This window comes from Leptospira broomii serovar Hurstbridge str. 5399, from assembly GCF_000243715.2.
Classification (GTDB): Bacteria; Spirochaetota; Leptospiria; order Leptospirales; family Leptospiraceae; genus Leptospira_B; species Leptospira_B broomii.
The window spans coordinates 1,198,902-1,216,446 of sequence record NZ_AHMO02000008.1 but is presented as its reverse complement, the minus strand read 5'-3'; the positions used below and the strand labels follow the sequence as shown (position 1 = coordinate 1,216,446).

Below are 17,545 nucleotides of genomic sequence, written 5' to 3'. Positions count from 1 at the left end.
GGGGACCATGAGCTCGATTCCCAATAAGTCCAATCTACGGACCCTAGTCCGGGAAGACAAACCAAAAGAAGAATGCGCTATTTTCGGGATTTTTAATTCCTCTGAAGCTGCAAACTTCACTTACCTCGGTCTTTACTCTATGCAGCATAGAGGCCAAGAATCCAGCGGAATCGTTTCCTCCGACGGAGAACATCTATACCGTTATGCAGGAATGGGTTTAGTCGCGAATATTTTTACCGAAGGTAAGCTCCGAGAACTTGTGGGTTATTCCGCAATCGGTCATAATCGCTATTCGACTACGGGCGCTAGTTTTCTTAGAAATGCGCAACCGCTTCGAGTCGAATCTCATCTTGGGCCCATCTCTCTCGCTCATAACGGAAATCTAGTCAATTCTTGGGAAGTAAGATCTCAACTTGAAAAAGACGGATCGATTTTTCAGACGACCATCGATTCGGAAGTCATCGTACATTTGATGGCAAGATCCGGCGAAACCGATCTTCTATCCGCTCTTTCCTCCGCGCTCAAGAAGGTTCGTGGAGCTTATTCTTTAGTCGTACTTACTAAGACTCAACTCATCGCTGTAAGGGATCCGAACGGTTTCAGACCTTTGGTTATGGGAAGACGCGATGACGGGTCGTATGTTTTTGCATCCGAAACTTGTGCATTCGATATCACGGATACTACTTACGAGAGGGACGTCGAACCCGGAGAGATGATTGTTGTGGATAGAACCGGAGCTCGATCTTTTTATCCGTTTCCACAAGCAAAGCCCGCTCTATGCATTTTCGAATATATCTACTTTGCTCGCCCCGATTCCAATATTTTTGGGGAATCGGTGTACAAAGTTCGGAAAGCATTAGGAAATCAGCTCGCGCAAGAGCTTCCGGTAGAAGCCGATGTCGTAATTCCGGTTCCTGACTCCGCCAATATCGCCGCGTTAGGATATGCGGAAGCTTCCGGAATTCCTTTTCAATCCGGCTTAATTCGGTCCCATTACGTAGGCAGAACATTTATCGAACCTGACCAGAAAATTCGCGATTTTGGAGCCAAGATCAAATACAATGTGGTTAAGAACGTAGTGGATGGGAAAAGGGTCGTGATAGTGGATGATTCCATCATGCGAGGCACGACGAGTCGCAAGATTATCAAAATGCTGCGCAATGCGGGAGCTACCGAAATACATTTAAGAGTTTCGGCTCCTCCAACGATCTCCCCCTGCTATTACGGGATCGATATTCCGACCCATAAAGAATTAATCGCTGCAACACATACGATAGAGGAAATTCGAAAGTATTTGAGAGTCGATTCAATCGCCTATCTTTCCGTCGAATCGATGCATAAAGCGGTTAGAGATCATAAAGGTGGCGGATTTTGTAATGCTTGCTTTACGGCAGAATACCCTGTCGATTTTCAAAGCGATATGGGAAACCAGAAAAGTCTATTTAGAGAATACGAAGTGGAAGAAAGAGTTTAACGCCGGGAAAAACCTCGCCGAAAATCTCCCTCTCCTCTGATATACGCGCTTAAAAGATCCTTTTCGGAAAGACTGAGGTGCCCGTTTTCTAGAAGCATGGAAAGAATTTCTAGGGCAGCGTCCTGATCCAAGGAATGCAAGTAATCTAAAACCGCCTGGTGTGCGTTTTTATTTTCCTTATCCTGGAGAAGTTTAAGAACGGATTGCCCTGCGTTTATTAAGACTTTCTTTCGTTCAACCAGAGCCTCCATCGTCGATAATATCAGAGAAATCTCCAGATCGTCCGCGAACATCCGCAATAGGAGCGGATAGATTTCAGGAACGTGAATCGGAAATTCGTAAATTCCTTCTTCTAAACCGGCAAAAAGCTGTTTTTCTTCAAGATCTGTTAATCCTGTCTTTTCCTTTAAATTCAACAAAAAGTCTGCGGGCAAAAGATAAAGAAATTGAGCGGCAAATTGAGAATCGTTTCTCTCTCGAACGCAATAAACGATGAAGTCCGAAATGCGATCGACAGGTAAGTTTTTCCAATACTGAACCATTCTCGAATCTAGGAAGTTTACAATAGCCTTAGCGGCTCTTCTTTCTTTCCGTAGATCCAAAAATAATTTAAATTCTTCCTTTACGATTCTATAAAGTAATAGATTGCTCATTTCGAAAACGGTGGCTTGCACCTGCTCGGGGGAGGAAATCAGTAAAAAATATCCTATTAACTCAAATCCGATTTCCGATTCCGAAGAGAATCTTTCCAGTATTTCAGACGGGGCTTGATGGAAGGCTGAAGCTCCTACGGTAAGGGAATTTTTTCCTTCAAGAAACTGTTCGAGCTTTTCATAAGCCGTGCATCCTGCTTCAGAATGAATGCCGGAGATATTCTTTCGAAGATTTGTTCGACAGTTAACGGGGCAAGGTTTCGATATGAGAATTCCTACTTCGCATGCACTTGCCTTTGTTTCTGTAGATCTCATGATCATTATAATCTAAACTATCCGAAGAATTTCGATTTCAATATTTATTTTATTAAAATTCGATATTCATCTATTTGAAAGCATCTTTCTTACGGTATTAAATCTCCGCAATCCCTCATTTCGGGAGCATAAGGATTTCGAATTTTTTTACCGGAAACGACCCAAGTCTTTTTAACCATCGGACAATAAAAGCGATTTCTTCCGTAATCAAGACTTCTCACTTTCATAGTCGTCGCAAGTATCTCGCTAAAACTAGAATATGCGAGGAAAGAACCTTCTACATCGGAGGTCTTATGATCCGTTAACGCTTTTTTCATTTCGATTGCGGATTCTGCAAGGCCTCCGTTCGCGTTAATCAAAGCGTCCAAGGCTTTTTCTAATTCCTTAATGTCAGGAGCTTGATTTTCCGATTTTAGAAGGCCATTAACAATGGTCTCGTTCTGTTCGATGAGGGCTTCGAATAGAGGTTTTTCCGTCTCTAGGATCGGTTTTACTTCCTTCTTCCCGCAAGTAACGGATAGAACAATCAGACAAAATACCGGAGCAAAACTGAATTTCATAAATGACCTCGAATATGAGCTATGATTCGTTTTTTTGCCCTTGAGTACAAAAAACAAATCTTTATTCCTTTAATTGGTTGGAATTCCGAACAAAAAGGAAAAGGAAAAAAATGATTCTTTCCTTAAGATATATTGGAAAGTAGGGAGATTCGGATGTTCCTAATAAACGGGATTTTTTTTCGATTTTGAAACATGTATTATAAAAAACACGTCTTCGCTTGTGACAATTTTCGGGAGGAAGGCGAACGCCCTTCTTGCGGCCGAGCAGGTTCGGTCCTACTAATCGCTCATATGAAAAAGAGACTAAAAGAATTGGGTTTAAAGGATCGAATCCGAATTCAACGAGCTGGATGCTTGGATCGTTGCGAACTCGGTCCGGTTCAGGTTAGCTATCCTGAAGGATTATGGTTTTCTATAAAGACCGAAGCGGATGCGGAAGCATTCATAAAGAATTATATAGTGAGCGAAAATTTGGACTCCATCGCCAACCTTCTTTTAGCGGAAGAAAATTAAATAAAGGAAAGAAATATGTCTAAAAAATTGGAAGTACCTAAAACGTACTTGGCTTACGAGTTGAAAGAGTATACGGATCAACCAGGCAGAGCTAAAATCGTAGAAAAGGAAGTAAAGCCTCTAAAGAAAGGCGATGTTTTGATCAAGATTCATTCCGGCTCCATTAATCCGTCCGACCTGATGTTCATGAGAGGTTTATACGGTATTAAGAAGAAACTTCCTGTCGTTCCCGGCTTTGAAGGAAGCGGGATCGTCGTTGCTAGCGGCGGGGGCTGGAGAGCCAACTCTTTAGTCGGGAAAGCGGTCGCATGTACTGCTCCAGGCAAAGGTGACGGGACCTACGCCGAATATATGGTTACCGACGGCTTCTCTTGTATTCCTTTGAATAAGGATACTACCCTGGAGCAAGGCGCTTGTCTGTTCGTAAATCCGATTACAGCACTTGCTCTTACGGAACAAATCGTTCGAGAAAAAAATAAAGCATTCGTTCAAACTGCAGCAGCATCCGCATTGGGAAGAATGGTTCTTAGGCTTTCTGTCAAAAAAGGAATTCCGGGAATACATATCGTTCGAAGAAAAGAGCAGATGGAACTTTTGAAATCGCTTGGTGCGGAACATATTCTCGATTCTTCTTCATCCAATTTTGAACGGGAACTTAGGGTTCTTTCGGGGAAATTAGGAGCTACTATTTTACTGGACGCCGTCGCTGGAGAATTGACCGGAAAGGTATTAGCAGCAATGCCTTACGGAAGTAAATGTGTCGTTTATGGAGCTCTTTCGGAAGAACCGATTTCGTTTCATGCCGGATTAGGAATATTTCAAGATAAGAAAATTGAAGGTTTCTGGCTATCTTCTTGGTTGCCTGCTCAGAGCCTTTGGAGACTCTGGAAAATTACTTCGGAAGTACGGTCTTTGTTAGGAAAAGAATTCCAAACGGATATCGCGTCCAGAATTCCTTTAAAGGATTCAGATAAAGCGATCGAAGAGTATGCTCAAAATATGACGCGAGGAAAGGTACTAATCCAAAACGGATGGAATCCTTAAGAAGAGAGAATATAGTAAAGTCCGTCGCTCCGATATCTTTTAAGATTGTCGGAGTCGTACTTTGCCTATCGTTGCTGGGGCTTTCTTGTCTCGAGCTTAGGCGGAATGTTAAAAAATTAGAATCCTGCAAATTCCGAGTCGTTGACGTTAAGGCAGAAAAGGTGGAGTTCATTTCGTTTCCACCGGTTCCGAAAATTTCTTTGTTGGCGACTCTGGAGATAGAAAACCCGAACGATTCGGAAGTTACTTTGTATCGTTTTGATTTATCCGCGACTGCCCTCGACCAAAACGGAGAGGAAGTCGAGCTAGCAAGAGTCGCCTCAAATGAAGAGACCGTTGTCGCTCCTTTTTCAAAGAAAAATATAGGCCTAAGCATCGAAACTAGGTTTGAAAAAAGAATGAATCAAAACCTACTCTTGATTGCCGCCGTTCTGGCCCGAGATATTCTTTCCGGAAAAGATCCGAATATGAGAATAAAAGGAACCGTAAAATACAAATCTATTTTTGGGGAAGTGGATTTACCTGTGGATGAAAAAGTAAAATTACAGCCCAAAAACAAGAGTTAGTCCACTTGAGTCTGAAATCTTTTACGTTACTTCTAATATCTTTAACAATCGTCACATGCGCGAAACCTGATGACGATTTCTATTCTTTCGAAGAATCAGCTTCGAAATTGCTATTGGCTTACGGTACGAAGGATATGGAATGCGGATCAAGTCGCAGGATAACGCATCTTGTCCCCGGTCGTTCCCGAAAGAAGGACGTGGACAATTGCATTCTTTCCGTAGCCGCAGAGCAGTGTAGTTTTTGGATCGAAGCAGGAGATCCCGTACCTTTTACTTGTAAGGCGATAGAATATCGTCTTAAATAGACGTAATGGACTGGTTTTCTCGCCATTTTGAATTCCTAATTTTTGGGGCAATTTTTCTCTCCGGAGTCCTCTACCTTTACATCTTATTGACTCGAGGGCGGAAGCCTGTAAACAAATCGCTCATTCAATATAATATCGACCCGGATGGATACAAAGGTCCGGATTCGGACGCAAAGCCTAAGAAAAAAGAACCGAAAGTAAATGTGCTCGAAGTCTTCGATTATAACGGAATTAAGATTATGCACGAGAACGGTCTTTACACCGTAAATCATGCCGGCGAGATTCAGGTTTACGGTTCTTGGGCGGAGCTTCCTTCCAGATACCAGGCCATGGTTAAAGAAATGGATAAATCCGCCCTCGGTCAGAAGAAACAGGGAAATTATTATATGGAGATCCTGAACGGGACGTACTACGTAATCTTTCCCGACGGTAAGAAACATAAGTACCCTAAGTTTGAGGACATTCCCGAAAAGATTCGTAAAGCATTGGGGTATTGACCATGATAGATAAGGATTTTCTGTTGAAGGTCTACTCAGAAACCGAGTATATTCTTTACGACTTTCCAATTATCATCGGCGTGAATCTTATTAATTCCGATTTAGATCTGCTACTTACTAAAAAAGGAGTCTCGTCCTGGGCGTTTCTAACCGCCTGGAATCCGGGAAGCCGAATTTTTTCCAGCGAGGAAAACCGGAGAAGGAATCAATCTCTTAAAAATAAATTGAGCGATTATACTTTGTTGGACGGAGCGGGTAAACGGGGCGATTGGCTGGAAGAAAGTTTTTTAGTTTTAGGCCTATCTTCTAACGCAGCTCTCGAACTAGCGGAAGACTACGAACAAAATGCGGTTCTTGTAGGGAGCGTTGGACAAACCTCTAGTCTTTTATTAACTACCCGTTTTAGATAAGAAAAGATTTCCTTAAAAACGGGAAAAAAATTTCTTCCCTGCGATTCCTAGTTCGTATAAAAAGATTCATCCGAGATGAATTTTGTGCGCACTCAGCTAATACTCGTTCTATCGGTTCTTAGCTTATCAAGCTGTAATTTCCTATTGGAATCTAGATTAGAACCAATGAATGCAAGAATTCCTTCGGACGGAAAGACGGTAGCAGTGCTTAAAATTTCGAATCCGTTACTTGGAACCGCAGATTCCTTCGATATAAGCGGGCAAGCCGACTGGCCGGTTATGATTTCTTCCCGAGAAGCGACAAAGTTCGGAGAGATTCTTAGGATTCGTTCCGGAACTGTTCCCGCGAAATTTCAAATTCGTACAATTCTAGGAAAATCGGTCGATGTCGAACTCTTCAGTTTAGAAGGCGATTGGGACGAAGACGGATTTCCGGATTCCGCAGAACTTAAATCGGAAACGGATCGCCAGTCGTTTCGCGATTGGTTTACGAGGATTGCACTTTCGCAGTATCTAAAGACGAATCCCAACTGGAATAATGCGGAGAGAGATTGCAGTGGTCTTATCCGGTTCGCTTATAAGGAAGCTTTAAAGGAACACGATCTTAGTTGGCAAAAGAATGTGGGAATTCAGCTAGATAAAAATATACCGGATATTCGCGAATTTCATTACCCTGCTGTTCCGATCATCGGATCAAAGATATTTAGGACAGGGGATGGAAAGTTTAGCGCGTTTTCCGACGCTGAGAGTTTGGAGAAATTTCATACAAGTTTTGTGTCTAGAGAGATTTCTCAAGGATTACCGGCCGATATTCTATTCTTTCGACAAGATACAGGAATTCGTACGAATTTTCATTCCATGATTTTGATCGACGGCGACAAGGAAAATCCGTTTCTACTTTATCATACAGGGTCGGATAGAGGCATTAAATTAATTCGGGCAGATGAATTAAGTAAAAGTGATACGTTTTTTCCCGGACCAAAGAATCGGTCGTTTTTAGGCGTGTATCGATTTCGTATTTTAGAATAAGGTGAATAGAATGAAAAGGCTTAAATATTTTCTTCCTGCGTTTGCAATTATTTCGTTGATAGCGAGTTATTTTATCTTACGAACTCCAATACTTGGAAATCCGGTCTTTTATCTAGGAACGGATCGAAGTTTCGGCGCCGAGGAAAATGCGTACGTAAATCTGGAAGGAAACGGTCGCATTAGTTATGAATTTCGGGTATATAGGATTGCGGACCCGAAGGCCTTTTTGACGAAGAAAGTTAAAGAACGGTTGGTCCAGGAAGATAACGAAAATGCATTCGGAAACCCTCTCGCGTTATTTTCCCGGACTCTACGGAAATTTCAAAGCGAATTTCGAGGTGTAGCCAGACGCGAATTTAATTCGAATACCCGTTCGGAGCTAAAAAAAGTATTCGGCGTGGACTACGAGGCTGCACACGAACAAAAACCGATCGCGATTCCCGCGATCTTAGCCGACCAGGAATTGATTTCGACATTCTCCGTTCCTACTGTTCCTTCGTCTTGGGCATATAGAAGAATTCCTGTTCCAGTTCGCGACAACGGCGTCTATCTTGTGGAAGGAGTATCCGGTTCTAATCTTGCCTACACGATTCTTATAAAGTCCGGAATTAATTTTTTGGTTAAACAATCGGATTCGGAAACCTTACTATTTGTCGGACGTAAGGATACGGGAGAACCGATTCCGAGTGCTGATCTGACTCTTTTTAGTTTGGAAACAGGAGCTCCTTATCAAACGGCTAAAACCGATTCCGACGGGATTTATTTTTATAAAGGCAAAAGTCCCGTCAAGAGTCTAGTACTTGCTTATAAGAACGGAGAATTTGCGGTTTCTGATCCTGAGTTTTATTCTAGTTCTTTTTATGGAGAAGGGGGAGCTAGAGCGTTCCTCTATACGGATAGGCCGGTATATCGGCCCGGCGATAAGGTTTCTTTTAAAGGAATCGTACGAAATTTTACTGCCGATCAATATCGGACTTTGTCCGGACCTGGAACTGTTTCGGTTAGAACGGGGCAAGGTGAAGTACCCATTCCTGTTATTCCGATTTCAGTTTCTACGGATTCCGGGACATTCTCAGGAGAATTTCAGCTTCCGGAATCGGAGAATGTTTTCTTAGGCAATTATTCTTTAATATTACGATTTAAAGATAAATCATTCCAAACGGAATTTTCCGTAGAGGCTTATAAAAAACCGACCTTCCTTGTAACTGTCTCCGTTCCAAAATCCAATTATCTTCAAAAGGAGGAGATCGTAGCAAACGTTAAGGCTCGGTATTACTACGGGCAAGCCTTAACGGGAAAAGACGTTTCGTATCGTGTATTTCGTCGTCCTAAGTTTGATTACTCTCCGGTAGGAAAATTGAATTTTGACTCGTCAGCAGACTACTTGGAGCAGGCAGGTCAAAGTGATCGTCAAGAACTGGTCGCGAATGGAAAAGGAAAACTAGATTCTCAGGGCAGCTATCAGATAACATTTAAACCTGGCAAAATCGAAAACGACTTTACATATTCGATTATCGCTTCGGTTCAATCGGAAGATATGACTTTGGACGGAGCGACGTCCTTTTCCGTCAATCGAAGCGCATTCTTTCTGCGTATAGGTAAAGATAACTCGGTGTACGAACCCGGCAAAGAGGCGAAATTACTGATCAGTTTGATTCCTTTTGATAAATCGCTCGGAGATGAGAATAAAAAATCTGTCGTAGGCGGTAAGAAAATAGAACTTACCCTTTACAATCGGGAGATTCGCTTTTCGTCAGAAGGCGGTCGTACGAAAATTTCCAAACGATCCGTAACGACGTCTCAGTTAGGAATCGCGGAAACGTCGTTTATAATTCCCCAAAGAGGGCAATATGTCATTAGTGCGGAAAGTACGGATGCCAACGGGAATATTACAAAATCGGAAACTTTCTTTTGGGCTTCCTCCGTTTCGGATTCCATAGAAATTCCTTTTAAAGATATTACCTTAAAGCCCGGAAAGGATCTTTATTCAACCGGAGAAACCGCCGAAATTCTAGTGCTGACACCGATCTCGAACGGTCATATAGTTTTAACCGTCGAAGGTAATCGGATTTTCAAAAAAGATGTGATCCGAATGAAAGGAAATGCCTTAAAATATTCGGTGAAAATAACTTCGGATATGAGTCCGAACTTTACATTGTCCGCAGTTCAATTTTCCGGGAACGACGTTTATAAAAGTCAAGTTCGGGTCGCAGCACCCCCCGAGGAAAAATTTCTGAAAGTCGACCTTTCCACGGGAAGCAAGGTTTATCGTCCTGGGGATAAGGCTGAAATTAGAATAAAAACGACCGGCTTAGGCGGCAGAGGAATTCCTGCCGAACTTTCAATCGCAGTAGTAGATGAAGCGATTTATCAGATTAAGGAAGAAAAAACGCCTAATATAGGGACGTTCTTCTATCATCCAAGAAGGAATAACGTTCAAACTTCCCTAGCTTCGGCTTATAAATTTTTCGGATACTCCGAGAGTAAGAGACTTAAATTGGCGCTCGGAAAGAAAGGGGAATCGGGATATTCGTCCATAAAAAACGAAGAACAGACGAGGGATAAATTTAAAGATACAGGTTTCTGGAATTCGAAAGTCCGAACTTCGTCCGATGGCACCGCAATCGTAACGTTTACTCTTCCGGATAATTTGACTTCATGGCGAATCACTGCGATTGCAGTCACTCCCGATACGAAAGTAGGCAGAGGTCAAACCAGCTTTGTTACCCGAAAAGACCTAATGCTTTTGAGCGGGATGCCACGCTATATTTTGAAAGGAGAAACTCAAAAAGTCTCCGCGACTGTCTCGAACCAATCCGGCCGAAAACTTCCGATTAAGGTCTCAGTTAAAACCGACGGGGCAAAAATCGTCGGATCTGCAGAAACCGATATTACTCTTGAGCCGGGCCAAAATCGATCCGTCCAATTTCAGCTCCAGGCATTACAAGATCCTAAAATTAAATCCGCAAAAATCATTCTCACTGCAGTAGGAGGCGGATTTTCGGATTCCTTACGATCCGAAATTCAACTAAAAACATGGGGTCTGCAGAGAGCCGTTTCGGACTCTCTTGGAATGTCGGAGGGAGACGGAACGGGCTTGTTGAAAGTAGAGGCTCCGAAGGAGCTGGCCGATCCGAAATTGGAAGTTCGCGTCAGCCCTGCAGTCTTACCGGCTTTACGACAGTCTTTAGAATATTTGGCCGATTATCCATACGGATGTGTAGAACAGACGATGAGCCGTTTTTACCCTCTATTATCCGTTCAAAAAGCCGGGTTTATCAATGAACGATTGCGTAGAGAATTACCTAAAATGCTGGAAGCAGGTCTGAAGAGAGTAGGCGAACTCCAGAGAACCGACGGCGGATTCGGTTGGTTTGAGGGTATGGAAGAAAGTGATATTCGAATGTCTGCATATGTTTATCGCGGCTTAGCGATTAGCCAAAAGAATGGAGCTAAAATTCAAACGAGCATTCTTTACAGGGCCAAAAAATTTCTCTATACTTCGTTGGACAGCGGCTCTTTGAATTCAAACGTAAAAGCCTATGTTATCGCCTCTCTTAGCGAAGCGGGGAATCTGGAAGATTCGATTGTAGACGGACTCTTAAAATCCGCTGCCCAACTTAATACTTATGGAAAATCGAATCTTGCATTAATCTTAGCTAATAAAGGCAGAAAGGAGGAGGCATCTAGTTGGTATAAGAAAGGAATAGAGGAAAGCGGATTTGCCAAGAAACCTTTCGTGAAATTCACTTCCTATGGACACGAGCCGAATTGGGAATCGGATAAAATCGAAACGATCGCTACTCTTTTGAGGGTCGGCCTTTTACTGGGGGAATCTTCGGAATCAACGGCAAACTTAGCTTCTTCTCTTCTATCTAATCGAGTCGATCTTGCTTGGAATAATTCTAGAGATACGTCCGCAGCCGTTTTGGCTCTTTCCGAATTTATGGCTTCTATTCGGGATTCCGAATCTCCTGCAACATTGGAAATTATTATCAATGGAGCACCTTTGAAAACTATTACCGTTTCCGCAAAGGCCGATGCGACCGAAGCATTCCGAATTTCGATAACTCCCGAGCTTGTTCGTTCCGGGGAAAACAGAATTGAAATTAAAAAGAAAGACGGGCCGGTTCTATATGCGACCGCTTCCTTGTATTTTACGGATCGATCTAAGAAGATCTCATCTTATTCGAATGGGATCAAAGTAAAACGGAATTATCTTAAAGTTACACCCGATTTCAGTGGGAAAGGGATCTCCGTTTCTGAAACGCGAAATTTTCAATCAGGTGATTTAGTTTTAGTGGAGCTAAAGGTCGAGAAGGAAGGAAACGCCGATTCATATTTTTTGGTGGAAGACGTCTTGCTACCGGGATTTTCGTTTTTGCAAAGGGATGCCGAGTATTTTTCCGGAGATAGAAAAATCGAATACCAGGGTAGACAAATTTACGACGATAGGGCCGTCTTTTTTGTGGCCGGTCCTAAGAGGGAGTTCACAGTTCGATATTTTCTTCGAGCCGAAGTTGAGGGAAAATACAAGACCATCCCTGCTAGGGCCTCTTTAATGTACTATCCTGAAGTAATGGGAGCGACTTCCGACGATGAAATTACAATTCGTTAATATAATTATCGTTCCTATTCTCTTGCTTGTCGGCGTTCATTTTCTATCCGCGCAGTCGGTAAATATAGAATCTCCGAACGGAGGTTTTACGACCGAACGAATCCAAAAAATTTCCGGAGTGGTTACAGGAACTTCTGCGGAAAGAGCAACGGTGGTATTGAACGGAATTCCTCAAACAATTCGTTTAACCGGAGGACGATTCTCCTTAAATGCCGTCGTCGCCCCGGGGAACAATTTAGTCGAAGTAAAAGTCGGTAAAGCTTCGGATAAGGTATCTTTTTTTGCCAAAGTGCCTTCCCGAGATATCAAAGTCGTTTTGACCTGGGATACTCAAACCGATGTAGATTTGTGGGTGATCGATCCGACAGGAGAGAAATGCTTTTTTTCCCATGCTTCCACAAAATCCGGGGGTAATTTAGATGTGGATGTAGTGGACGGTTTTGGTCCTGAAACTTTTACGATGTCCAAGGCATTACCCGGAAATTACTCGGTTCAAGTTCAGTATTACGCTGCCTACGACAAACCTGTTACTAGAGTCAACGTCTATGTAGTTCTCTACGAAGGAAAACCTAATGAAAAGAGAATGCAATATCAGTTTGTCATGACTCGTTCTCAGCAGGTCTATCATCTTACCAATTTTGAGATCGAGCCGGAGCCATAAATTGCCAAATTTAGTTCCTTATAACAATAAAAACATCGGGCAAATCGGAACGGTTCTTTGGATTGCACTCCTCATCTTTCCGGGGAAGGATTTTTTCGCTTCGGCAGAGTCTGCACCGCGATCCCCATTTCATTTTTTGAATGAAGATATTCGCAATTTCGAATCCTTGTACGGAACGACATCCGTTTTGATAGCCGAAATGGAAACCGGACGATTAATGTATTTCTATAGACCAGAAATCGCGATCGAGCAAAAATTTCCGCCGGGCTCTTTGATTAAAACTTTTTCCGCGCTCGTTTTATTAAAATACAAAGAACATTTTTCCTTTTTTCCTCAAAGAAAGATTTCTTGCAACGGTCGTTTTTATCCTATAGGAATTTTTGCTCCGAGTAAATTCGATCTTAGAACATTAAATTTACCTAAAGATGATTCCGGAAAGGAATACGTAAGATGTTCGATCGCTAACGGTCATGGAGAAGTCGATCTTGAAACAGGATTAGTGCAATCCTGTAACGTCTATTTCCTCACGAATGCGGCTAAGGATCCCGATTTTCTATATTCTAAGCTTCAAGAAGACTGGGGTTTGGGTGAATCCGCGAAAGCAAGGTTGGAACCGTACTTAGAGTCGTCGGGTAAGCTAGAATCGAATCAGAGTCCGTTACGAAAAATTCTGACCTCGATTGGCGAAGGTGGAATTGCAATCTCTCCTCTTAAAGTTACCCAATTATATTCGGCAGTATGGTCCAAAGGTCCTATCCTATCCCCGTCTTGGAGAAAAGAACAGCCGATCGTAAAAGTTATGGATAATCGATTCGCTTCAAAAGATTTACGTTTAATCGGAACCCTACTTTCGAATGCTTCCGAATCGGGAACGCTGAAAGGCATGCAAGTGGATGGGAAATCCGGTTTGGAAATTATAGGAGCGAAGACGGGCTCGGGAACGAAGTACGCTCATAAATTCGAGACCCACGGGTGGATTACTCTGGCATTTCGATGGAAAGGAAAAGCGTATGTTCTCACTGCCTTTGTGGAAAAAGGTTCGGGTGGAAAGCAGGCTAAGATTCTAGTGCAAGACCTGTTAAATAAAATCGGAAGAAAAGAAATAAGTTCGACTGAACGAAATAAAATCTTTCGGAGGAAAATATGAAGGGTTTTCTAAGTAAATGCGCGTCGATTATTCGAGATTTATTTCAAAAATTTTCTTCCAAGGAAGGGTCGCCCGTGTCTTGGAAGCGAAAAATTTTCAGCGATCCTTTTGTAGGAATTCCTAGCGCGATCGGTGTTTGCTTACTGATATTGGGCACGTATCTGACGATCAAGGGTAGGCATTCTATCGATTCCTCGATCAATGATCCTGCATTCTTGATCTCGAAGGACGCCGATTTGATCCTGGAAATTTTTCGACCGGAAACGTTTATAGAGGAGATTGCCCGAACAAGTTTAGGAAAGCAATTGTCCGAAGATGGAACGTTTCAAAAAATACTAACACTCCCCGAACTCAGAAAAGTAAGTTCCGTGCTTTATCTCCTAGAGGCGAAAACAGGAGTTTTAACCGAGCCTTCGCGGCTGGCCGCTCTTTTTGACGGCCCTTTGGCGGTTGCGCTTTTTCCAAAATCAAATTGGTTACTAGTGGGAAAGGCTAGCTTAAAATCCAAATTGGGAGTCAGTCTACTCACTGCATTTAAAGGTGAGACGATCGTTTCCTCCGAGAAACCTGCTAAGGAAGAAGTAAAAACGAACGAAATACAAGGAGAGGAATCCTCTTACGGTTACGCTGGCGGAGGTCAAGTCACACATTCCGCTGATGATTTTGTCGATCAGTTTGCAGCCGGTTCGGAAACATTCGGAAATATTGAAGCGTTCCGATATGAGTTCGGAAAGGAGAAAGTATATGCCGTGATTTTGGGCGACTTTATTATTCTTACAAATTCGGACGACGTGCTTGATGAATCATTGAGTCTGGCTGGTTCCGCAAAAAACTCTTCGATCGTTAACGCCAGAGGCTTTCTCGCTTTGCGAGAAGAGTCCGGGAAGGCGGACAACAAAATTTTACTTTACCTCGGTCCGAATTCTTTATTCGCACCTTTGACTCGCCCTTTCTTTGAAGATTGCGGCGCGGGTTTATTACTGGGATGGAAAGAGGGACAAAATTTAGCGGGAACCTTGTATCGTATCGGCGGTAATCAATCGGTTTCCAAAGATCGAAAAATCACAAATCTCCGTTTGGGAAAAATTCTTCCAAAAGATGCAAATTTCGTAATATATTCCGATGAACTAAAATCTTCGGATCTATGGTCCTCTCTATTATCGCTCGATGGTGAATGGGAGGACTTCAGTCAGGCTTGGGGATTATTTGCGAAGAAGGCCGATATTCAAGCTTCCGCTTTTTTCGGCGAGTCGCCGGGTGTCGCGATAAGCTTTAACGGCTTTGAGAATCATGAAGGAATGATTTATCCTAGATTCGGAATCGGGCTGCCTGGGACGATTAAAGACGATCGCCTTTTACGGGCTTTCTTTAAGGTTGGAACTCTTTCGAAATCGAATTTTCAAGAAATACCTTTGGAATCGTACTCTATTAAGAACGGCGGATTTTATAATCCGACGACCGCTAAACTAGGAAATTGGACTTTCTTCGCTTCCGATCGAAGAAGTGCAGAAGAGGTAATTTCCTCGTCAAAGGGCAATCGGCCTAACCAAACGGACTTACTTTCCGTTACTGAAACCGAAGAATTGAAGGAATATCCTCACCATCTAACGATCAACGTCCCGGCTATTCTTACTGATTTACGCACCTTCTACGTGTACGGCTCGAAAGACGCTTCGGAATATTCGATTAAAACCGTCGACAAGGATATTCAACCGTTTCTGGACAAGTTTTCCGTATTTGATCGGGTGATTCTCTCTTTCGGGCATGGACCGGAGGAAGGTTCTTGGGGAAAAATGAAAGTGTTAAATCGATAGATTGAGGTCGCTAAGCGAATTCTACGGAGAATAATCTTTCTTATTCATTAGGAATATTGCATATAATTTTTTCCATTTTTCATCGGGGACTTCGATTTCCAACAGTTCTCGGAAGCCTTTTTCGGTTTTCTTTTTTAATAGCCACGCGCCCCATCGATGCGCTTTCTGATAAGCGACTCTTCTTTCCTTTCTAGAGCCCTTTGTTAAGGATCTATTCAGTTCATTTCGAAACGCTATCCATCTTTCCGGAAAAACTATCTTCGATGAATCCGATTGCTCGGCATTTGTAGGGTAAATAGATTCACAATAAGATTCTTCCAACCAATTAGAATCGGTATTCTCACGGCCGTGTAATAAAAAATGGCAGATCTCATGTTTAATCGTCTTTTCTAAAATTCCTCGGCGATCTAATAGATCGGGTTTCTGAAAATAAAGTGTACGACGATCCTGCGAACAATAGCCGGCAGAATACCTTGGTTGTCCCGAATAAGCCTGAAAAATTGCGGGATTATCAGCGATAAAAATAGAAGCTTCTTTAGACCTTCTAATATTTAAACGATCCACTTCCTTACGAAGATTTTCTGTGAATAGTTCCGAAAATTTCAACAACACATTTCTTGCTACGGTAGTATCGATCGAATCGCCGTCGGGTAAGTAGATGTAAGTAAACTCTTCGCTTCTTATTCGGATCGGCTCGGTCAAAATCGGGTAGGAACAAACTAACAAAGTCGATAACAGGATCGCTGATCGAAATCCGCTGTAACTCAAGGAAGGATCTCCATTATTGCCCCTGGATAATAAAAGTTAAGTATTTCGCGAGATGAGGCTCCTTTCATGGCCATTTCTCTCGCTCCGTATTGGCAGAGCCCGAGACCGTGGCCCAATCCTTTCCCATGAAATAAAAATCCGTTCAGGCCCGATTCGATATTAAACGAATTACTCTTAATACGATTCCATCCGAAACGTTTTCCAGCACTGGACAAAAATTCGAACATTTCGATTTTATGATTTCCTAGCTCGTCTTTATAAGCTAGTTCGGAAACTCTACTTTCCATAGAGATTGTTTCCAGCGATCGTAAACCCTTGCTATTCAGTAATTTCTCTAAGTCCGACCGTCGTAAAACGGTTTCCCAACGATAATGTGGAGAGTCCCTACATAGATCATCCGATCCTTTCCAACTATCTCGGCCGGACCTATAATGGCTATTCTTCTTAGAAAAATCTTTCCATAGGACTGCAGGATGCGAGAGGTTACCGCCGCAGGTTGAATGGAAAAAAGCTTCCAGAGGCTTAGCCTCTACGGTCTTCAAAAGAAATTTCTCTTTAGAAGGATTCAAATTAGACGGGAGGCGGGATCCGGAAAAATGTAAACAATGAGTAAGGTCGCAAAGATCGAACGCTTCTCGCCTATGTCTTCCTAAATTTGCGGCAGCGTATGAGCGAATTACGGTTTCGGCAACTAGTTTATATTTAGCTTTCCAGTCCGGATTAATCGAACGGTTTTGTTTTAGATGAATTAATTCTCCGAATTCGGATTCCAACACCGTTTCAATATATGTTTCCATCGGAAGAGTAAGAATAAAATTTAAAATACCGGCATTTGCGAAGATTTCAAAATCGCCTTCGTATTTTCTTTTATTTGAATCGTTCGAGAGAAAGACCTCGTATTTTCCCCCTGATATTCCTAGAAAATCAGTCTTATATCTGTCCTTACCGATGAAGACTATCAATTTTTCGGATTCTGCTTTTATTAACAAATCGGCATTTATGAGCCCTAATTTTTTTTGGCCTATCTCTATTCTGGCGTTTTTTAATGAGATACGCGCGCTCGCCGGGGAACTTTTACCGAGAATTCCAATTCGAAGTCTAGACGGCTGATCTACCGCAAATATCGAACTGAAGCATAAAATCGAGATCGTAAAAGCGATACGAGACATTT

General features: G+C 42.5%; 16 protein-coding genes. 12 read left to right on the top strand and 4 right to left on the bottom strand.

Annotated elements, in window-relative coordinates:
• Positions 1–7: 7 nt before the first annotated feature.
• Positions 8–1,474, top strand: coding sequence for an amidophosphoribosyltransferase (gene purF, locus LEP1GSC050_RS11275; protein WP_010571318.1), 1,467 nt, complete (start codon positions 8–10; stop codon positions 1,472–1,474).
• Here purF and LEP1GSC050_RS11270 read toward each other — a convergent pair.
• The gene (locus LEP1GSC050_RS11270; protein WP_010571317.1) at positions 1,471–2,442 is read right to left on the bottom strand and encodes a hypothetical protein; all 972 of its coding nucleotides are present in this window, start codon (positions 2,440–2,442) and stop codon (positions 1,471–1,473) included. The genes purF and LEP1GSC050_RS11270 overlap by 4 nt on opposite strands.
• 89 nt (positions 2,443–2,531) lie before the next feature.
• On the bottom strand, positions 2,532–3,002 hold the full coding sequence (locus LEP1GSC050_RS11265) for an LIC13259/LIC11441 family protein (protein ID WP_010571316.1): 471 nt from the start codon (positions 3,000–3,002) through the stop codon (positions 2,532–2,534).
• A gap of 192 nt (positions 3,003–3,194) precedes the next feature.
• Here LEP1GSC050_RS11265 and LEP1GSC050_RS11260 point away from each other — a divergent pair, with 192 nt between their 5' ends.
• From LEP1GSC050_RS11260 to LEP1GSC050_RS11210, 11 genes are all read left to right on the top strand, one after another.
• On the top strand, positions 3,195–3,515 hold the full coding sequence (locus LEP1GSC050_RS11260) for a (2Fe-2S) ferredoxin domain-containing protein (protein ID WP_010571315.1): 321 nt from the start codon (positions 3,195–3,197) through the stop codon (positions 3,513–3,515).
• Between the two features lie 27 nt (positions 3,516–3,542).
• Positions 3,543–4,559: a zinc-binding dehydrogenase gene (locus tag LEP1GSC050_RS11255; RefSeq protein WP_040911637.1), complete on the top strand. Its 1,017-nt coding sequence runs from the start codon at positions 3,543–3,545 to the stop codon at positions 4,557–4,559.
• The gene (locus LEP1GSC050_RS11250; RefSeq protein WP_010571313.1) at positions 4,547–5,125 is read left to right on the top strand and encodes an NDR1/HIN1-like protein; all 579 of its coding nucleotides are present in this window, start codon (positions 4,547–4,549) and stop codon (positions 5,123–5,125) included. Before LEP1GSC050_RS11255 ends, LEP1GSC050_RS11250 begins: the two co-directional genes overlap by 13 nt.
• Before the next feature lie 5 nt (positions 5,126–5,130).
• Positions 5,131–5,430: an LIC13255 family lipoprotein gene (locus LEP1GSC050_RS11245; RefSeq protein ID WP_010571312.1), complete on the top strand. Its 300-nt coding sequence runs from the start codon at positions 5,131–5,133 to the stop codon at positions 5,428–5,430.
• 5 nt (positions 5,431–5,435) lie between these two features.
• Positions 5,436–5,927, top strand: coding sequence for a hypothetical protein (locus LEP1GSC050_RS11240; RefSeq protein WP_010571311.1), 492 nt, complete (start codon positions 5,436–5,438; stop codon positions 5,925–5,927).
• Between the two features lie 2 nt (positions 5,928–5,929).
• Complete coding sequence (locus LEP1GSC050_RS11235; protein ID WP_010571310.1) at positions 5,930–6,337, top strand: DUF3293 domain-containing protein; 408 nt, start codon at positions 5,930–5,932, stop codon at positions 6,335–6,337.
• A gap of 75 nt (positions 6,338–6,412) precedes the next feature.
• Positions 6,413–7,366: a DUF1175 family protein gene (locus LEP1GSC050_RS11230; RefSeq protein ID WP_040911303.1), complete on the top strand. Its 954-nt coding sequence runs from the start codon at positions 6,413–6,415 to the stop codon at positions 7,364–7,366.
• 10 nt (positions 7,367–7,376) lie between these two features.
• Entirely contained in the window at positions 7,377–11,984 is a 4,608-nt protein-coding gene (locus LEP1GSC050_RS11225; RefSeq protein WP_010571308.1) for an alpha-2-macroglobulin family protein, read from the top strand.
• The gene (locus tag LEP1GSC050_RS11220; protein ID WP_010571307.1) at positions 11,965–12,645 is read left to right on the top strand and encodes a YfaP family protein; all 681 of its coding nucleotides are present in this window, start codon (positions 11,965–11,967) and stop codon (positions 12,643–12,645) included. The genes LEP1GSC050_RS11225 and LEP1GSC050_RS11220 overlap by 20 nt, the downstream gene beginning before the upstream one ends.
• 1 nt (position 12,646) lies before the next feature.
• Positions 12,647–13,792: a penicillin-binding transpeptidase domain-containing protein gene (locus LEP1GSC050_RS11215; RefSeq protein WP_010571306.1), complete on the top strand. Its 1,146-nt coding sequence runs from the start codon at positions 12,647–12,649 to the stop codon at positions 13,790–13,792.
• The gene (locus tag LEP1GSC050_RS11210) at positions 13,789–15,606 is read left to right on the top strand and encodes a hypothetical protein (RefSeq protein ID WP_010571305.1); all 1,818 of its coding nucleotides are present in this window, start codon (positions 13,789–13,791) and stop codon (positions 15,604–15,606) included. Before LEP1GSC050_RS11215 ends, LEP1GSC050_RS11210 begins: the two co-directional genes overlap by 4 nt.
• Positions 15,607–15,627: 21 nt before the next feature.
• Here LEP1GSC050_RS11210 and LEP1GSC050_RS11205 read toward each other — a convergent pair whose 3' ends face one another.
• Together LEP1GSC050_RS11205 and LEP1GSC050_RS11200 are read right to left on the bottom strand one after the other, a co-directional pair.
• Positions 15,628–16,374, bottom strand: coding sequence for a hypothetical protein (locus LEP1GSC050_RS11205; protein WP_010571304.1), 747 nt, complete (start codon positions 16,372–16,374; stop codon positions 15,628–15,630).
• Entirely contained in the window at positions 16,371–17,543 is a 1,173-nt protein-coding gene (locus LEP1GSC050_RS11200; RefSeq protein WP_010571303.1) for a SpoIID/LytB domain-containing protein, read from the bottom strand. Before LEP1GSC050_RS11200 ends, LEP1GSC050_RS11205 begins: the two co-directional genes overlap by 4 nt.
• Positions 17,544–17,545: the final 2 nt, after the last annotated feature.